This window comes from Acinetobacter faecalis (assembly GCF_034187745.1).
Taxonomy (GTDB): Bacteria; Pseudomonadota; Gammaproteobacteria; order Pseudomonadales; family Moraxellaceae; genus Acinetobacter; species Acinetobacter faecalis.
The window spans coordinates 104,681-120,415 of record NZ_JAXHPF010000003.1 but is presented as its reverse complement, the minus strand read 5'-3'; the positions used below and the strand labels follow the sequence as shown (position 1 = coordinate 120,415).

The 15,735-nt window shown below is 35.3% G+C and carries 12 protein-coding genes; 7 read left to right on the top strand and 5 right to left on the bottom strand.

Annotated features, from left to right (window positions below):
* Window positions 1–50: 50 nt before the first annotated feature.
* Window positions 51–1,100: an N-acetyl-gamma-glutamyl-phosphate reductase gene (argC, locus tag SKM54_RS04180; protein WP_321091715.1), complete on the bottom strand. Its 1,050-nt coding sequence runs from the start codon at window positions 1,098–1,100 to the stop codon at window positions 51–53.
* A gap of 335 nt (window positions 1,101–1,435) precedes the next feature.
* Between argC and SKM54_RS04175 the strand changes: the two genes are divergently transcribed.
* Window positions 1,436–3,220, top strand: a complete 1,785-nt coding sequence (locus tag SKM54_RS04175; RefSeq protein WP_321094300.1) for an EAL domain-containing protein — start codon at window positions 1,436–1,438, stop codon at window positions 3,218–3,220.
* 7 nt (window positions 3,221–3,227) lie between these two features.
* Here SKM54_RS04175 and SKM54_RS04170 read toward each other — a convergent pair whose 3' ends face one another.
* Together SKM54_RS04170 and rpiA are read right to left on the bottom strand one after the other, a co-directional pair.
* The gene (locus SKM54_RS04170; RefSeq protein ID WP_321087236.1) at window positions 3,228–3,908 is read right to left on the bottom strand and encodes a M48 family metallopeptidase; all 681 of its coding nucleotides are present in this window, start codon (window positions 3,906–3,908) and stop codon (window positions 3,228–3,230) included.
* 123 nt (window positions 3,909–4,031) lie between these two features.
* Complete coding sequence (rpiA, locus tag SKM54_RS04165; protein ID WP_154773060.1) at window positions 4,032–4,703, bottom strand: ribose-5-phosphate isomerase RpiA; 672 nt, start codon at window positions 4,701–4,703, stop codon at window positions 4,032–4,034.
* 106 nt (window positions 4,704–4,809) lie between these two features.
* On the opposite strand from rpiA, the gene ilvA reads away from it, so the two are divergent.
* Entirely contained in the window at window positions 4,810–6,348 is a 1,539-nt protein-coding gene (gene ilvA, locus SKM54_RS04160) for a threonine ammonia-lyase, biosynthetic (protein ID WP_321087234.1), read from the top strand.
* A 27-nt stretch (window positions 6,349–6,375) separates the two neighbouring features.
* Here the strand turns inward: ilvA and SKM54_RS04155 are convergent, their stop codons facing one another.
* Complete coding sequence (locus SKM54_RS04155; RefSeq protein WP_321094295.1) at window positions 6,376–6,783, bottom strand: hypothetical protein; 408 nt, start codon at window positions 6,781–6,783, stop codon at window positions 6,376–6,378.
* 298 nt (window positions 6,784–7,081) lie between these two features.
* Between SKM54_RS04155 and putP the strand changes: the two genes are divergently transcribed.
* The gene (gene putP / locus SKM54_RS04150) at window positions 7,082–8,599 is read left to right on the top strand and encodes a sodium/proline symporter PutP (protein ID WP_321094547.1); all 1,518 of its coding nucleotides are present in this window, start codon (window positions 7,082–7,084) and stop codon (window positions 8,597–8,599) included.
* Between the two features lie 76 nt (window positions 8,600–8,675).
* On the opposite strand, the gene SKM54_RS04145 is transcribed toward putP, so the two are convergent.
* Window positions 8,676–9,173, bottom strand: a complete 498-nt coding sequence (locus tag SKM54_RS04145) for an Lrp/AsnC ligand binding domain-containing protein (protein ID WP_154773063.1) — start codon at window positions 9,171–9,173, stop codon at window positions 8,676–8,678.
* A 116-nt stretch (window positions 9,174–9,289) separates the two neighbouring features.
* Between SKM54_RS04145 and putA the strand changes: the two genes are divergently transcribed.
* The 4 genes from putA to SKM54_RS04125 all read left to right on the top strand — a co-directional run bounded on the left by putA (window position 9,290) and on the right by SKM54_RS04125 (window position 15,627).
* On the top strand, window positions 9,290–13,042 hold the full coding sequence (gene putA / locus SKM54_RS04140; protein ID WP_321094292.1) for a trifunctional transcriptional regulator/proline dehydrogenase/L-glutamate gamma-semialdehyde dehydrogenase: 3,753 nt from the start codon (window positions 9,290–9,292) through the stop codon (window positions 13,040–13,042).
* Between the two features lie 243 nt (window positions 13,043–13,285).
* Complete coding sequence (locus SKM54_RS04135) at window positions 13,286–13,858, top strand: hypothetical protein (RefSeq protein WP_321094289.1); 573 nt, start codon at window positions 13,286–13,288, stop codon at window positions 13,856–13,858.
* Window positions 13,859–14,078: 220 nt separating this feature from the next.
* On the top strand, window positions 14,079–15,161 hold the full coding sequence (gene trmA / locus SKM54_RS04130; RefSeq protein WP_321094285.1) for a tRNA (uridine(54)-C5)-methyltransferase TrmA: 1,083 nt from the start codon (window positions 14,079–14,081) through the stop codon (window positions 15,159–15,161).
* Between the two features lie 241 nt (window positions 15,162–15,402).
* Complete coding sequence (locus SKM54_RS04125; RefSeq protein WP_154773066.1) at window positions 15,403–15,627, top strand: hypothetical protein; 225 nt, start codon at window positions 15,403–15,405, stop codon at window positions 15,625–15,627.
* Window positions 15,628–15,735 lie beyond the last annotated feature (108 nt).

The following is a 15,735-nucleotide window of genomic DNA, read 5'->3' as shown; positions in this document are numbered from 1 at the left end:
ACACAGATTTAATTCGAAAAAATACCATCTGTGTAGTTGAAATGCGTTACTTATGGTAATAAACCGATAACGTCTAAACCTGCATTTTCTGCAAAGTTAAACATTAAATTCATGTTTTGAACTGCTTGACCTGCAGCGCCTTTCACCAAGTTGTCTTGTACAACCAAAATCACAAGCTTTTGAGGCTGTGGTTTATATAGTGCAATACGTAATTGATTTGCACCACGTACAGAACGAGTTTCAGGTGAACTTCCCGCAGGCATTACATCTACAAACTGTTCATTTGCATAGAACTGTTCATACAAACTTTGTAAGTCGGCAGTTTGTCCTGCTTCCGTTAGATCAATATAAATTGTACTAAACATTCCGCGAATCATTGGAACAAGGTGCGGAACAAATAAAATTTGGTCAAACACGCCTTTTTGACCTGAAATATTTTCTAATGCTTCTACAATTTCAGGATGATGACGGTGACCTGCAACGCCATAAGCTTTAAAGTTATCTGCATTTTCAGAATAAATCATGCCCAAGCTTGCTTTACGTCCTGCACCCGATACACCAGATTTTGCATCAATAATAATACTTTCTGGTTTCACTAATGCTTCAGCAGCTTTTAATACAGGCGCTAAACCTAATTGAACCGTTGTTGGATAACAACCTGGGTTACCAATCACATTCGCTTGTTTAATTTTTTCACGGTTTAATTCAGACAAACCATATGCAGATGCTTTTAATACATCTGGACAAGCATGTTCTAAACCATACCACTTTTCAAATTGCGCTAAATCTTGCAATCTAAAGTCGGCTGCAAGATCAACAACCTTCGTATTTGCTGCAACTAATTCTTCAGCATGTTTCATTGCAACACCATGAGGCGTAGCGAAGAACACAACATCACATTTTTTTAATTCTTGAATGTCTAAATCTGAATATTTTAGATCTGTTTGCCCACGTAAACTTGGGAACATGTCATTTACACGGCGACCAGCTTCAGTTCGAGACGTTAAAACAGCAACTTGCACATTTGGATGACGCAATAAAAGACGTAATAATTCAACGCCTGTATAACCTGTTCCACCAACAATCCCGACAGAAATCACGCTAGTTACCTCAATTTAAATAAATTAATGATATGTTCATTGCTTAGTATGGCAGGGTTTAAAAACTTTCTGAACATTTTTAGTAGAGTTTGTCGATTTTTTAACACTTTTAATAAATTTACACCTAATGAATATGAACAAAGATTCACAAAAAAATTAAACCTAATATTATAAAATTTGTGTATATTATTTCTTGTTCACATAAACAATGAAGAATATCTTGTGAATTTATAAGCATGTTGAAAACTCATGTTCTAAACATAATTTTAAAGACTAAAAATACAAACATATAAGTGATTTTTTATCACTAAGAATTTAAATAGGGTCTGAAAATAGTGCGTACACCAATTGTAACTTCAGAATACAATCAAACTGATTCCAGTGTACCTGTAGCTAATACACACTCTCTTTTGTCAGAAACAAATAAAACATTGTTAAATCAAATTCCAAATTTTGCTTTTATACTTCACTCAAATAACGTTTATATCAATGAAGATTTTCAACAATACTTAAACCTGCAAACACAAAATATAGAATTACAAGATATTCTCGATACAATTCATCCAAATGACATCACAGAATTTAAAGAATTATTAAATACTCCAATAGATGATCCACATAATATTGAACATCAACTTAGAATTATCAATAACATGAATGGTGAATATCATTGGTTTATTGTACTGGCTAAACCTAATTTAACAAGCACTAACACTATTGAATGGTTTGTTAGTCTTGTAGATGTAGAACAGCATTATCAATCTCACCAAAATGTTTTAACTAAACTCAAAACTCAAAAAGAAATGAGTAATAAGGTTAAAAATGCCTTACGTATCTCTAATGAAACAGATGAACTAACAGGATTATTAAATAGATACGGTTTAAAAAATAATGCTCAACAGTTTTTCAAAGCAAATAACCATCATAAATATATAAGCCTATTCCTTATTGGATTAGACCACTTTAAAAATATTAATGACACTCAAGGCTATTCCGCTGGTGATTTTATTCTGAAAAGTTTCGCAAAAAGATTAAAAAAAGAATTCAATCACTCAACATTAATCTCTAGATTAGGGAGCGATGAATTTGCTGTCGTTTATTACGATATGCAAAATATTGATGATTTAGATGCCATTGGTAAGAAAATACTGAATCTTATGCACGAGCCATATGAATACAATGGTAAAATCCTAAGTAGTAGCATGAGTATTGGTTGTGCTGTCTATCCACAAGATGCAGAGAATTTTTCTAATTTATTACAATGTGCAGATACTGCATTAAGTGATCTAAAAATACGTGGTCGTGGTGGAATTCAATATTTCAATGAAAATATGTTTAATGTCACTAGAAGCAAAGCCATTCAGATTGAAACTGCACGACGAATTATTCGTGAAAAGTCTATTTCACCGTATTACCAACCCAAAGTAGATCTTAAAACCTTAAAAGTAATAGGATTTGAAGCATTACTTCGTTGGAAATCTCCAGAAACTCAAAACATATACACTCCCGAAACCATTGCAGAAGCTTTTGATGATTTTGAGCTTTCCAGCAAAATTAGTGCCGAAATGCAAAATAGAATTTTTGCAGATATTAAAAAATGGCAAAGTTTAGGTAAGAAAATAATTCCTATCGCCATTAATGCATCACCTGTTGAGTTCTTACGAGATAACTACGCAGAAACACTTCTACAACGTATGCAAACCGCAGATATTTCACCTAACCATATCGAAATTGAAATTACAGAACATTTTTTTTCAGATCGTGGCGTTGAGTATGTCATTCGTGCATTAAAGAAACTTCAAGATGCTGGTATTAAAATTTCTCTCGATGATTTTGGTACAGGTCATTCTTCTTTAACTCATCTAAGAGATTTACCTGTAAATAATATTAAAATTGATTACAGCTTTATTGAAAAAATAACAGAGCAAAAAACAATTGCCGCAATTGTTGAAGGTATTGTGAAACTCGGCCCTGTGTTAAATATGAATATTATTGCTGAAGGCATTGAAAATGAAGAACAACTTGAAATGCTTATTAAAATGGGATGTTCTCAAGGACAAGGCTTCTTATTCAAAGATGCTATAACAGCAAAAGAAGTAGAAAACATCTTAGAAAAATAGTATGTACTTAAGTAATCCACCAATATGGCACAGGCTTTGTTTTTAATTGTTTTTGGTGTGTTTTCAAATTCACATCATGCTGATTTACCAACTGCCAAAATTGCGTACTATGGTTAAAGTGAACTGTATGCGCTAACTCATGCACACATACATAACGCACAACTTCTTTGCTATAAAGTACCAATGCACTATTCAGCATAATCTTCTGTTGAGCAGAGCAACTTCCCCAACGTGTTTTAGGCTGCCTAATACTACATTCAGTAAATTTAAGTCCTGTATCTAGACTTACATCATGTAAATATATCGGTAACTGTTCTTTTGCATATTCCACAACAAAAGCTTTTAAATACTTTTCAGGTGTACGATCACTGATTTTTAAAATTAAATTTTCAGCATCAAAAATAAAATTGTTCTTTTGAGTGCAATATTCAATTCTCACAGGAAAATCTAAATTAAATAAACCAATTTCTGTAGGTAATGTTCTATCTATTTTTATAATTTTATCTTGTTGTGCTTGCCATGTTTTAAGCAACCACGTTTCTGACTGATCTATAAAACTCTGAATTTGTCGTTTTGTACAAAATATGGGTGCAGTTAAACGTATTCGTGTTGGCTCTACACGCAGTCTTAACCGTGTAGATCGAATATTTCGTGTAATTTGAATTTCAGGTAAGTCGTTGAGCGTCATTTTATCTTTTCTTATTTTAATCCTCCCCTTGCGCAGCAGTGCTGCTCACCTTTGTAAAAGGAGGAAACAAACCCCTCTTAATAAAGAGGGATTTAGGGAGATTATCGCTTCAAGAAGTTAGTATTAAACCGCAGTACGTTCTTCAATACCGTTATCAGTTGCTACAACAGCTACATCTGCTTTATTTAAAGCAAAAATACCATTACATACAACACCCGGAATATCGTTTAACGTCTTTTCAAGCTCTAATGCATTTAAAATGTTTAGGTTATAAACATCTAAAATTACGTTGCCATTATCTGTTACACAGCCTTCACGATATACAGGATCACCACCTAAAGATACGATTTTACGCGCAACAGCAGAACGCGCCATTGGAATCACTTCTACAGGAAGTGGGAATTCACGACTTAATTGTTCAACCCATTTAGAGTCATCTACAATACACACGAATTTTTTAGCAATAGAAGCCACAATTTTTTCACGTGTAAGTGCAGCACCGCCACCTTTTACCATATGCATATGACGATCAATTTCATCTGCGCCATCTACGTAAGCATCTAAACCACCTACGCTATTCATATCTACAACTTCAATACCTATTTTTTTAAGACGTTGTGCTGTTGCTTCAGAACTCGCAACCGCAGCTTCTAATTGAAGTTCAGGTAAAAGATCAATTAAAAAATTAACAGTACTTCCCGTACCAACGCCTAAAATGCCCCCTTTTGGTAAGTGTTTTAAAGCGGCTTTTGCTGCTGCTTGCTTTTTCTCATCTTGGGTTGCATATAGACTCATGACATTACTCAACTATTTTTCACATTTGATGCCGATTTTACAGCCCAAATGTATGGGGTTTTGTTACAATAAGCGCCTATTTTAAACTGTTAGATGGAAAATTAACATGCTGTCTCGTTTGGTTCGACAAATATTACAAGCAACTGTGTACGATGTTGCAATCGAAACCCCACTCGAAGCAGCGCCACGAATTAGTGAAAAGCTAAAAAATAACATTCGCTTTAAACGCGAAGATTTACAACCTGTCTTTTCATTCAAACTACGCGGTGCCTATAACCGTATTAGTCAATTACCGAAATCTCAGTTGGAACGTGGCGTTATTACTGCTTCAGCAGGTAACCATGCTCAAGGCGTGGCATTATCTGGTCAAAAGTTAGGTATTCGCGCCATTATTGTTATGCCAAAAACAACACCAGACATTAAAGTGCAAGCTGTTAAACGCTTAGGTGGTGAAGTTGTATTACATGGTGACTCTTTCGATGTTGCTAACAAATACGCAATTGCACGTGCAGCTGAAGATGGTATGACATTTATTCCACCCTATGACGATGAACTCGTAATGGCTGGACAAGGCACAATTGGTAATGAAATTTTACGTCAATGGCGTGATGTAGATTATGTATTTGTTGCTGTTGGCGGTGGCGGTTTAATTGCAGGTGTTGCTGCTTACTTAGGTGATGTTGCACCACATGTAAAAGTTATTCCTGTTGAATATGATGAGTCTGCTTGTTTAAAAGCAGCACTCGAAACAAATGAGCGTGTAATTTTACCTACAGTTGGTTTATTTGCCGATGGTACGGCTGTTGCACAAATTGGCGAAAAACCATTTGATGTCATTCGTCTACAAAAATCTGATAATTCAGGTCCAATTGTTGAACCAAATGTTGTTTTGGTTAATACAGATGAAATTTGTGCTGCAATTAAAGATACCTATGACGAATGCCGAAGCATTGTAGAACCATCAGGTGCAATGGCTTTAGCAGGTATTAAAAAATACGTGGCTGAACATGGTATTGAAAATAAAAATTTAGTGTCTATTGTTTGCGGTGCAAACATGAACTTTGACCGTTTACGCTATATTGCAGAACGTACAGAACTGGGCGAACGTAAAGAAGCTATTTTTGCAGTTACAATTCCTGAAGAAAAAGGTTCATTCCTTAACTTCTGCCGTGCATTGCAAGGCCGTAACATTACCGAGTTTAACTACCGTGCAAGTCACGCATCTGCTGCACAAGTTTTTGTGGGGATTAGTCTTAAATCTGGTGAAAAAGAACGTCAAGACATTTATGAAGCATTAAAAGTTAAATTTGATGTAGATGATTTGTCTGATGATGAAGTTGCTAAATTACATATTCGTTATTTAATTGGCGGTCATGCAGATTTAGAAAATGAACGTTTATTCCGTGTAGAATTTCCTGAACGTCCGGGTGCTTTACTCACTTTCTTAGAACGCCTTGGTCCAACACACAATATTACCCTTTTCCATTACCGTAACCACGGTGCAGCGGAAGGTCGTGTATTGGTTGGTTTAGAAGCTGAAGATGCTCAACAAAACCCAGATGGTTTAATTGAAACATTAGAAAACATCAGTTATCCATACGATGAAATTACCAATAACTTAGGTTATCAACGTTTCTTAAAATAAGTTTTCTCCCTTTAAATAAAAAAGCCTCTATATAGAGGCTTTTTTTACAATCATTCTATTTTGAATTAATGAAGCAATAAAAAGTAAGATAAGTAAAATAATCGTTCCAACAAATGATTGATTCCAATTATTAGGGAGGAGAATATATCGAAATATAAGCCCATAAATAAGAATTGCAAAAGCAAAAAGTAAAATGGATTTGCAGAATACTTTCATATCGAATTTTATCTCTACAGCATCTTTAATTAAAATCTTAGTTATCAAGCCTACTAAGCAACCCGCAGTTACACTCACAATAAAAAAGACACTTAAAGAACCAAATGCAGGAGACTTATATTCAATCCATCGTAAAATTGAGAAAAAGACAAAAAATGGCAAGCCCCAACCTAAACCACCATACAAAAGTACTTCTTTAATTTTTTTATTCATATTCATTTTATAAAACTCATCATAATAAATTCCTAATCTACTTTTTATATAGCAAGCATCCTATAGTCTAAATGCCTGCAAATAAATACAAATAAGAATTATTATCACACAAAAACAATTAACCTTCATCATTTCCACTTTGTAACCAAAATTACATTCCGTTGCACAAACATCGTACAAGAGCCACTCAATTGTTACAGAGCGTAATTTTAATATTGTGCTTGAATCAGCAACTTGCAAAAAATGCATAAAAATTCATCTTGGATAGATGATTCTTTTAGGACTGACAAAGGATGGCAAAATGATGAGCCAACTGAATCCCACATTAGTAACATTCATGTTCTATATCGTGGCTATGATTGGTATTGGGCTATATGCCTACAAAGCCACTACAAATTTTGATGACTATATTTTAGGTGGACGAAGCTTAGGTAGCGTAGTAACCGCTTTATCTGCTGGTGCATCCGACATGAGCGGATGGCTATTGATGGGCTTACCAGGTGCAATTTATCTTTCAGGTTTATCTGAAGCATGGATTGCTATTGGTTTGGTTATTGGTGCTTGGCTCAACTGGCTACTTGTTGCTGGACGTCTACGTACACATACAGAGGTTCAAAATAACGCCTTAACCCTCCCAGACTATTTCACTAGTCGTTTTGGCGATACAAAAAAAGTTTTACGCTTAATTTCTGCTGTCGTTATTCTAATTTTCTTCGCGATTTACTGTGCTTCAGGTATGGTTGCGGGCGCGCGATTATTTGAAAGCCTATTTGGTTGGGACTACACAACTGCATTATGGATTGGCGCTATCGCTACAATCAGTTATGTATGTATTGGTGGTTTCCTTGCAATTAGTTGGACAGATACATTCCAAGCTGGTTTGATGATTTTTGCATTATTACTAGCACCTATCGTAACTTACCTTGCAATTGGCGATCATGCGCAAAGCGTTACGGTTCTTATTGAAAATGCACGTCCACATGCAAATAGCTTAATTGGCGATTTGAGTGTTGTTGCAATTCTATCGTCAATGGCTTGGGGCTTAGGCTACTTTGGTCAACCACATATTCTAGTACGCTTCATGGCTGCTGATTCTGTAAAAGTAATTCCTGCGGCTCGCCGTATTGGTATGACTTGGATGATTCTTTGCTTAGGTGGTGCTGTTGCTGTTGGTTATATTGGTATTGCTTATTTCCATGCAAACCCTGAACTAGGTGCATTGGTCGACGCTAACCCTGAAATCGTATTCATGGAAGTGACTAAGGTTTTATTCAATCCTTGGGTTGCAGGTATTATCTTAGCTGCAATTTTAGCTGCGGTAATGAGTACGCTTAGCTGTCAGTTACTTGTATGTTCTACAACTTTAACCGAAGATTTATACAAAGGCTTTTTCCGTAAAAACGCATCTCAAAACGAATTGGTTTGGGTTGGTCGTTTAATGGTAATTCTTATTGCAATTATTGCAATTTGCTTAGGTATGAACCCAGAAAGTAAAGTTTTAGGCTTAGTTGCTTATGCTTGGGCTGGTTTTGGTGCTGCTTTTGGCCCATTAATTTTACTTTCATTGTTCTGGAAACGTATGACGTTGAATGGCGCAATTGTAGGTATGATTGTTGGTGCTGTAACTGTAATTGCATGGAAAACTTACTTTGCAGATACAGGCCTATACGAAATTGTTCCTGGCTTCATTCTTTCTACAATTTCAATTGTTGTTGTAAGCTTATTAGGCAAAGCGCCTTCTAAAGAAGTTGAAGAGCGTTTTGAACGCGCTGAAACACTTTACGCACAAGCGATGGAAGAAATGAAACACGATAAGAAATAATCTTATTTCTTTAAAGTGAAATAGAAAAAGGGGCTAAATGCCCCTTTTTCTATTGTAAATTTCTTACGATGTATAATTAAACTGCTGCTTTTGGTGGCATTTTCAATTTAATTTGGCTCGATTCTTTAATCACTTCCATAACAGGATAACTACGGGTTTCTTTCACACCTGGTAATTGCCACAAAATTTGACCTGAAATTTTTCGAAACTCTTCCATATTGGTACAGCGAATTTTCACCACAAAATCAAATCCACCACTAATCATGTGGCATTCAACAATTTCAGGATAATGCACAACTGCATCTGAAAAAGCATCCAAAGCATTTGGTGTGGTTTTATCTAGTAATATTTCTACAAATACTACAAAACCACAATTCAATTTGTCTGGATTCAGCCGTGCTTCATAGCCTAATATATATCCTTCTTTATTTAGCTTTTGCACACGAGCTAAAGCAGCTGTTGGTGATAAATTTACAGCTTCTGCCAATTTAATATTCGAAATTTTTCCATCTTTTTGAAGAATGTCTAAAATCTTAATATCTATACGGTCTAGCGTGGTTGTGTGAGTCGTCATCCGAATAATTCTCTAAAAAACACACAAAATATAGTGAGTTGTTCGTTAAATTTTCTGTAATCATAAATTATATCTGGTTTTTTACCTATTATTTTTTGTAGTCACAGGATGCTGACATGAATATCACTGAAAACGAATTTCAAACTGATAATTCAAAACCTCATTTAGAATATATCTCCCAATTTCGTGAAAAAAATGAGTACGAACAAAAAATCAATGATGCTTGGCGCATTGATGAAAGTGATTGTGTAGAAAACTTACTTGCACATAGTGAAATTTCAGACGAACTTAATGGCAACATTCAAGATTTAGCGTTCCAACTTGCGCATGCTTTACGTGAACGTAAAGGCTCAAATGGCAAGGCTGGTATTGTTCAAGGTCTACTTCAAGAATTCTCTCTTTCTTCTCAAGAAGGCATCGCATTAATGTGCCTTGCAGAAGCATTGTTACGTATTCCAGATACAGCAACACGCGACTTACTTATTCGTGACAAAATCAACCAAGGTAGTTGGAAAGATCATTTAGGTAACAGTAACCTAATGTTCGTAAACGCTGCTGCTTGGGGCTTAATGCTTACAGGCAAGTTGATGGAAACACCAAAACAAAAAAGTTTAAGCACTGTTTTAACAGGTCTTCTTGCACGTTCAAGCCGCGGTATTATTCGTAAAGCAGTAGACGTTGCTATGCGTATGATGGGCGAACAGTTCGTTACTGGCGAAACTATTGGCGAAGCACTACAAAATGCTGAAGTACTTGAAGCAAAAGGTTTCCGCTATTCATACGATATGCTTGGTGAAGCTGCATTAACAGATCACGATGCAGAACGTTATTACCAAGACTATACCAATGCAATTCATTCAATTGGTAAAGCATCTGCCGATAAAGACGTTTACGATGGCGCTGGTATTTCAATTAAGCTTTCAGCTTTGCACCCTCGCTATGTACGTGCGCAAATTGACCGTGTACATGACGAGCTTTATAGCAAAGTTTATAACCTTGCATTGTTGGCAAAACAGTACAACATTGGTTTAAACATTGATGCTGAAGAAACTGAACGTTTAGAAATTTCTTTAGAATTATTAGAACGTCTTTGCTTCGAACCAAAACTTAAAGATTGGAAAGGCATTGGCTTCGTCATTCAGGCTTATCAAAAACGTTGCTTTTACGTTGTAGATTATATTATTGATCTAGCTAAACGTAGCGAAAAACGCTTAATGATTCGTTTGGTTAAAGGCGCATATTGGGATAGCGAAATTAAAAAAGCGCAAATTGAAGGTATGTCTGACTACCCTGTTTTCACTCGTAAAGTGCATACAGATTTGTCTTACATTGCTTGTGCTCGTAAATTACTTGCTGCTCCAGATCAAATTTACCCTCAGTTTGCGACCCACAATGCGCAATCTTTGGCAACAATTTATCACATGGCAAACCCTGCTAAATACTACCCTGGTCAATATGAGTTCCAATGCCTACACGGTATGGGTGAACCATTATACGAACAAGTTGTAGGTCCAAAAGTTGAACATAAATTAGGCGTACCTTGCCGTATTTATGCACCTGTTGGTAACCATGAAACTTTATTGGCTTACTTAGTCCGTCGTTTACTTGAAAATGGTGCGAACACATCATTCGTAAACCGTATTGCAGATAAAAATCTTAAAGTTGAAGATTTAATCGAAAATCCGCGTCAAACGATTCAAGAAGCGCAGCGCAAAGAAGGTAAAACAGGTCAAAAACATCTTAGTATTCCATTCCCTATAGATTTATACGGCTTTAACCGTAAAAACTCTTCAGGTTTAGACCTTGCTAACGATAAAGACTTGCTTCAATTAAATGAAACAGCAACTAAATTGATGGCTCATCAATGGCATGCTGCTCCGCTTGGCAAAGAAATTGTTGAAGATACATCTGCTGTAGCAGAAAACATTATCAACCCTGCAAATCATAATGATGTTGTGGGTACATTAATTGAAGCAACATCTGCACAAGTTGATGCTGCATTAAATACTGCTGCAAATGCACAAAGTGATTGGATTAACACAGACAAAGATGTGCGTGCAGGCTGTTTACTTCGTGCTGCTGACATCATGGAATCACGCTTACAAGAATTAATGGTTCTTTTAAGCCGTGAAAGTGGTAAGACTTATGCCAATGCAATTGCAGAAGTTCGTGAAGCTGTAGATTTCCTACGTTATTACGCTTCTCAAATTGTTGATTTAGACAAAAATGCAAACATTGAAGCTTTAGGTACAGTGTTATGTATTAGTCCTTGGAATTTCCCGCTTGCAATTTTCTCGGGTCAAATTGCAGCGGCATTGGTTGCAGGTAACACTGTCATTGCAAAACCTGCTGAACAAACACCGTTAATTGCAGCCGAAGCAATTCGCATTTTATGGTTGGCTGGTGTGCCTCAATCTGTTGTACAACTTGTACCAGGTCGTGGTGAAACTGTGGGTTCACAACTTAGCCAAGATGACCGTATTAAAGGCATCATGTTCACTGGTTCAACAGAAGTTGCAAAAATCTTGCAAAAAACTGTTGCTAACCGCTTAAGTAAAAATGGCACGCCTATTCCTCTTATTGCGGAAACTGGTGGTCAAAATGCCATGATCGTTGACTCATCTGCTTTAACTGAACAAGTTATTTTAGATGTTGTGAACTCTGCTTATGACAGTGCTGGTCAGCGTTGTTCAGCTTTACGTATTTTATGTGTTCAAAAAGATAATGCTGAAAGCGTAATTGCAATGCTTAAAGGTGCAATGCAACAACTACGCGTAGGTAATCCAAGTCTATTAAAAACTGACATTGGTCCTGTAATTGATGCTGAAGCACAAGGAATTATTCGTAACCATATTGAAAAAATGACTTCAAAAGGTCATAAAGTTCATCAACTTATGCGTAATGCAAATAATGATGATCTTACAAATGGTACGTTTGTTCCACCAACGTTAATTGAACTTCCAAACCTTGATGACTTAGAGCGTGAAGTATTTGGTCCTGTTCTACACGTCATCACTTACCAATATGGTGAATTAGATCAATTGCTTGATCATATTAACTCTAAAGGTTATGGCTTAACTATGGGCTTGCACACACGTATTGATGAAACAATTCAAACTGTTGTTGCTAAAGCTCAAGTAGGTAACTTATACATCAACCGCAACATTGTTGGTGCTGTTGTTGGCGTACAACCTTTTGGTGGTGAAGGCTTATCTGGTACTGGTCCTAAAGCTGGTGGTCCAATTTACCTATACCGCTTAATGGAAAACTGTGACCGTAAAAAGTTAGCTAAACCTTATGCAACTGGCGAAATTACACCTTTAACAGACAATGCAACGGTATTGGAACAATTCAAAACTTGGGCACAAAAAACGTTCCCACAATATGAATTGAAAATGCCACAAGCATTCTGTGTGGGTAACAGCTACGAGTTACAAGGTCCTACAGGCGAAAGCAACCAATATGTTGTTGTTCCACGTGAACGTGTATTGTCTTTAGCAGATAACGAACGTGACCAAATTCAACAGTTACTTGCTATTTTTGCTGTTGGTAGCCATGCCGTGGTTCTTACAGAAAATATATTTATTTTGAAGCATTTATCTAGCATGCCTAAAGCTGTCATTGACAACATTAAAGTGGTTAAAGATGTTGTAACTGGCGATTTTGAAGCAGTATTGCACCACAACAATGCTTCTGAATTACTTGAATTGCAAAAGCAAATTGCGAGCCGTAAAGGTGCGATTGTTGGTATTACTCACTTAAATTCTGGTGACTACAACATTCCACTTGAACGTTTTATAATTGAACGTGCAATTAGCATTAACACTGCTGCTGCGGGTGGTAATGCAAGCTTAATGACAATGGACTAATTCATTTCATATAAAAGCGAAAAGCCCGTAACTTAATTGTTATGGGCTTTTTTATTGTTGATATACTACGTTTACATGATTCAATTAACTTTTATTTGCATCTTAATCTCGTATAATAGCTATTCTGTTAAATTACTATAGTCTCTATGATTTAAATCACTTTGTTAGCACTACATTACAATAATTCAATTTTTTACAAAATTATCGAATGAAGCTACCAAAATTTAAATAAGTTGAATAATAATGTTTAGTCAAAATGAAAAATTTGCTCCTACTCCTAGATGTGCTTTTATAAGTAAAGATTTTTTTCCATCGAGATTAGCATCAGCTCTTATTGTTTTCTTTTCCTTATACATAACATTTTCTATTTTTAAAGATGGCATTTTATTGTTTTTTTCATACCCTTCATTAGATAAATGTCTGCTAATACTGACCGTTCTATCCATGTTTTTTGCAGGATGGTTCCTTTTTTCAACAACATTCCCAGTTTATATTAATGAATATGGAGCTTCATATCGGGACTTTTTTTTAAAAAAAAAGAGCCTTAGATGGGATCATGTTATTGATATTTTAATCTTAAAAAAAATAGATACAAATACTTATAAAATTTTTTATAGCTTTACTATAAATAGCAAAAAAAATCTTAAATTATCATGGAGTGTAGATATTAAAGAAAAAGATGATTATCATTTTTTTTTGCAAACAATGGATTACTATGTGAAAAAACACGATATAAAAATATGTTTTAATGATTCAGAATTTTCCTTTAAGGCCAAATTAAAAGAGATACCACAAAAACTAGATTTTTCTAATTAATATAAAAGTTTCATCAAATTAATAATATACAAATATTAAAACAGAAAGTTTTCTCCATTCCACAATTATAGTCCTTATGATGTAAAAACTTATTTGAGGTTCTCTTTTAATTAGTCCCCCTCATACAGTTTTTTCGTAAAATTATCCAATTCCTTTAGTGTTCAAAGGCAAACTTTGTTACCATCCCTGTTTTGAATATGTTTGTGATTTTTACTGCATTATGACTTCATCTTATCAGCAACAACTTGAAGCAAAAGTTGAACGTATTTCAGCGCAATTTGCCGAATTTAATCCTCCCTCATTAGAAGTTTTTGCATCTCCTGAACAAAACTTCCGTATGCGTGCAGAATTCCGTATTTGGCATACAGATGATGATATGTTCTATGCGATGTTCGAGCGCGATGAAGACAACCAAAAAACAGTTGTTCGTATAGATGAGTTTCCAATTGCAGATAAAAGCATTAACGTTTTAATGCCAAAACTACTCGAAGCAATAAAAGCTGAACCTATTTTGTCGAAGCGTTTATTCGAAGTCGATTTTTTAGCAACACTCAGCGGTGAAATGCTTGTAACACTTATTTATCACTGCAAACTTGAAGCAGAATGGGAAACCGCTGCAAAAGCATTTTCAGAACAACTCAATATTAAAATTTTTGGTCGTAGTCGTGGTCAAAAAGTCATTCTAACTGATGACTATGTTGTAGAAGAACTTCAAGTTTTTGACCGTAAATTTGCTTATAAACAAATTGAAAGTAGCTTTACTCAACCCAATGCTCAAGTATGCCAAAAAATGCTTGAATGGGCATGTAATGCTGCTGAAAAAACAGATAAAGATTTACTTGAACTTTACTGTGGTAATGGCAACTTTACCCTACCGCTTTCTTTGAAGTTTAACCGCGTACTTGCAACAGAACTTGCTAAATCTTCTGTATATGCAGCGCAGTGGAATATCGAAAAAAATGCGATAGACAACATTCAAGTAGCACGTTTGTCTGCCGAAGAATTTACCCAAGCTTATAATGGCGAGCGTGAATTTAGACGGCTAGAAGAAGCGGAGATTAATATTTCAAGCTATGACTTCAACACTGTATTTGTAGATCCACCACGTGCAGGTATTGATGATGATACGTTAAAGCTTATACAGCGCTTTGAACGTATTATTTATATTTCATGTAACCCAGATACGTTGTATGACAATCTTGGATTATTAAGCCAAACACATCGCATTACAAAATTTGCGTTGTTCGATCAGTTCCCATATACGCATCACGTTGAATCTGGTGTTTTATTTGAAAAGATTTAAACAATTTGTTTCATAAAATAAAATTGTCATAAAGGAGGTGTAAATTACATCTCCTTTTTTTATGCTTCAAAATGAATGATTTATAATCTATTTTTAACTATCTCCTGTTTAATTGTTGTTTTCTCATACCAAAATTACAAAAATATTTCATTCAAATGACTAAAGCATCACAGAAGAATACTTGCATTATTTTTTAATATGTCTATATTTCGAACTATGTTAGGTTGCGTATGAAGGCTCTATGAGTTTTTGGCAAAAGTTGTTCTCTAATGAACAACACAACGAACATAAGAACCAAATTTCTTGTGTTGAAAATGATTGCTCTTGTAAGACAAATGAACAGCTTATTGAAGCTTTAGCTAAAGCGACAGATGAAGATGTCATTATCGGTATTAAGAAAGTTTTAGCCTCTCGAGGTTATAGCCGCAAAGAGTTAAACGAACTTCAGCATTTACCACTGCAATAGTAGTGAAGAATCGCGAAGAAGGTATTTAGGTGTAAATCTAAATACCTTTTTTATTTGCTTTAAAATCGTGTTTCATTTTATTTGGGTAATTTACAAACAATTACACCC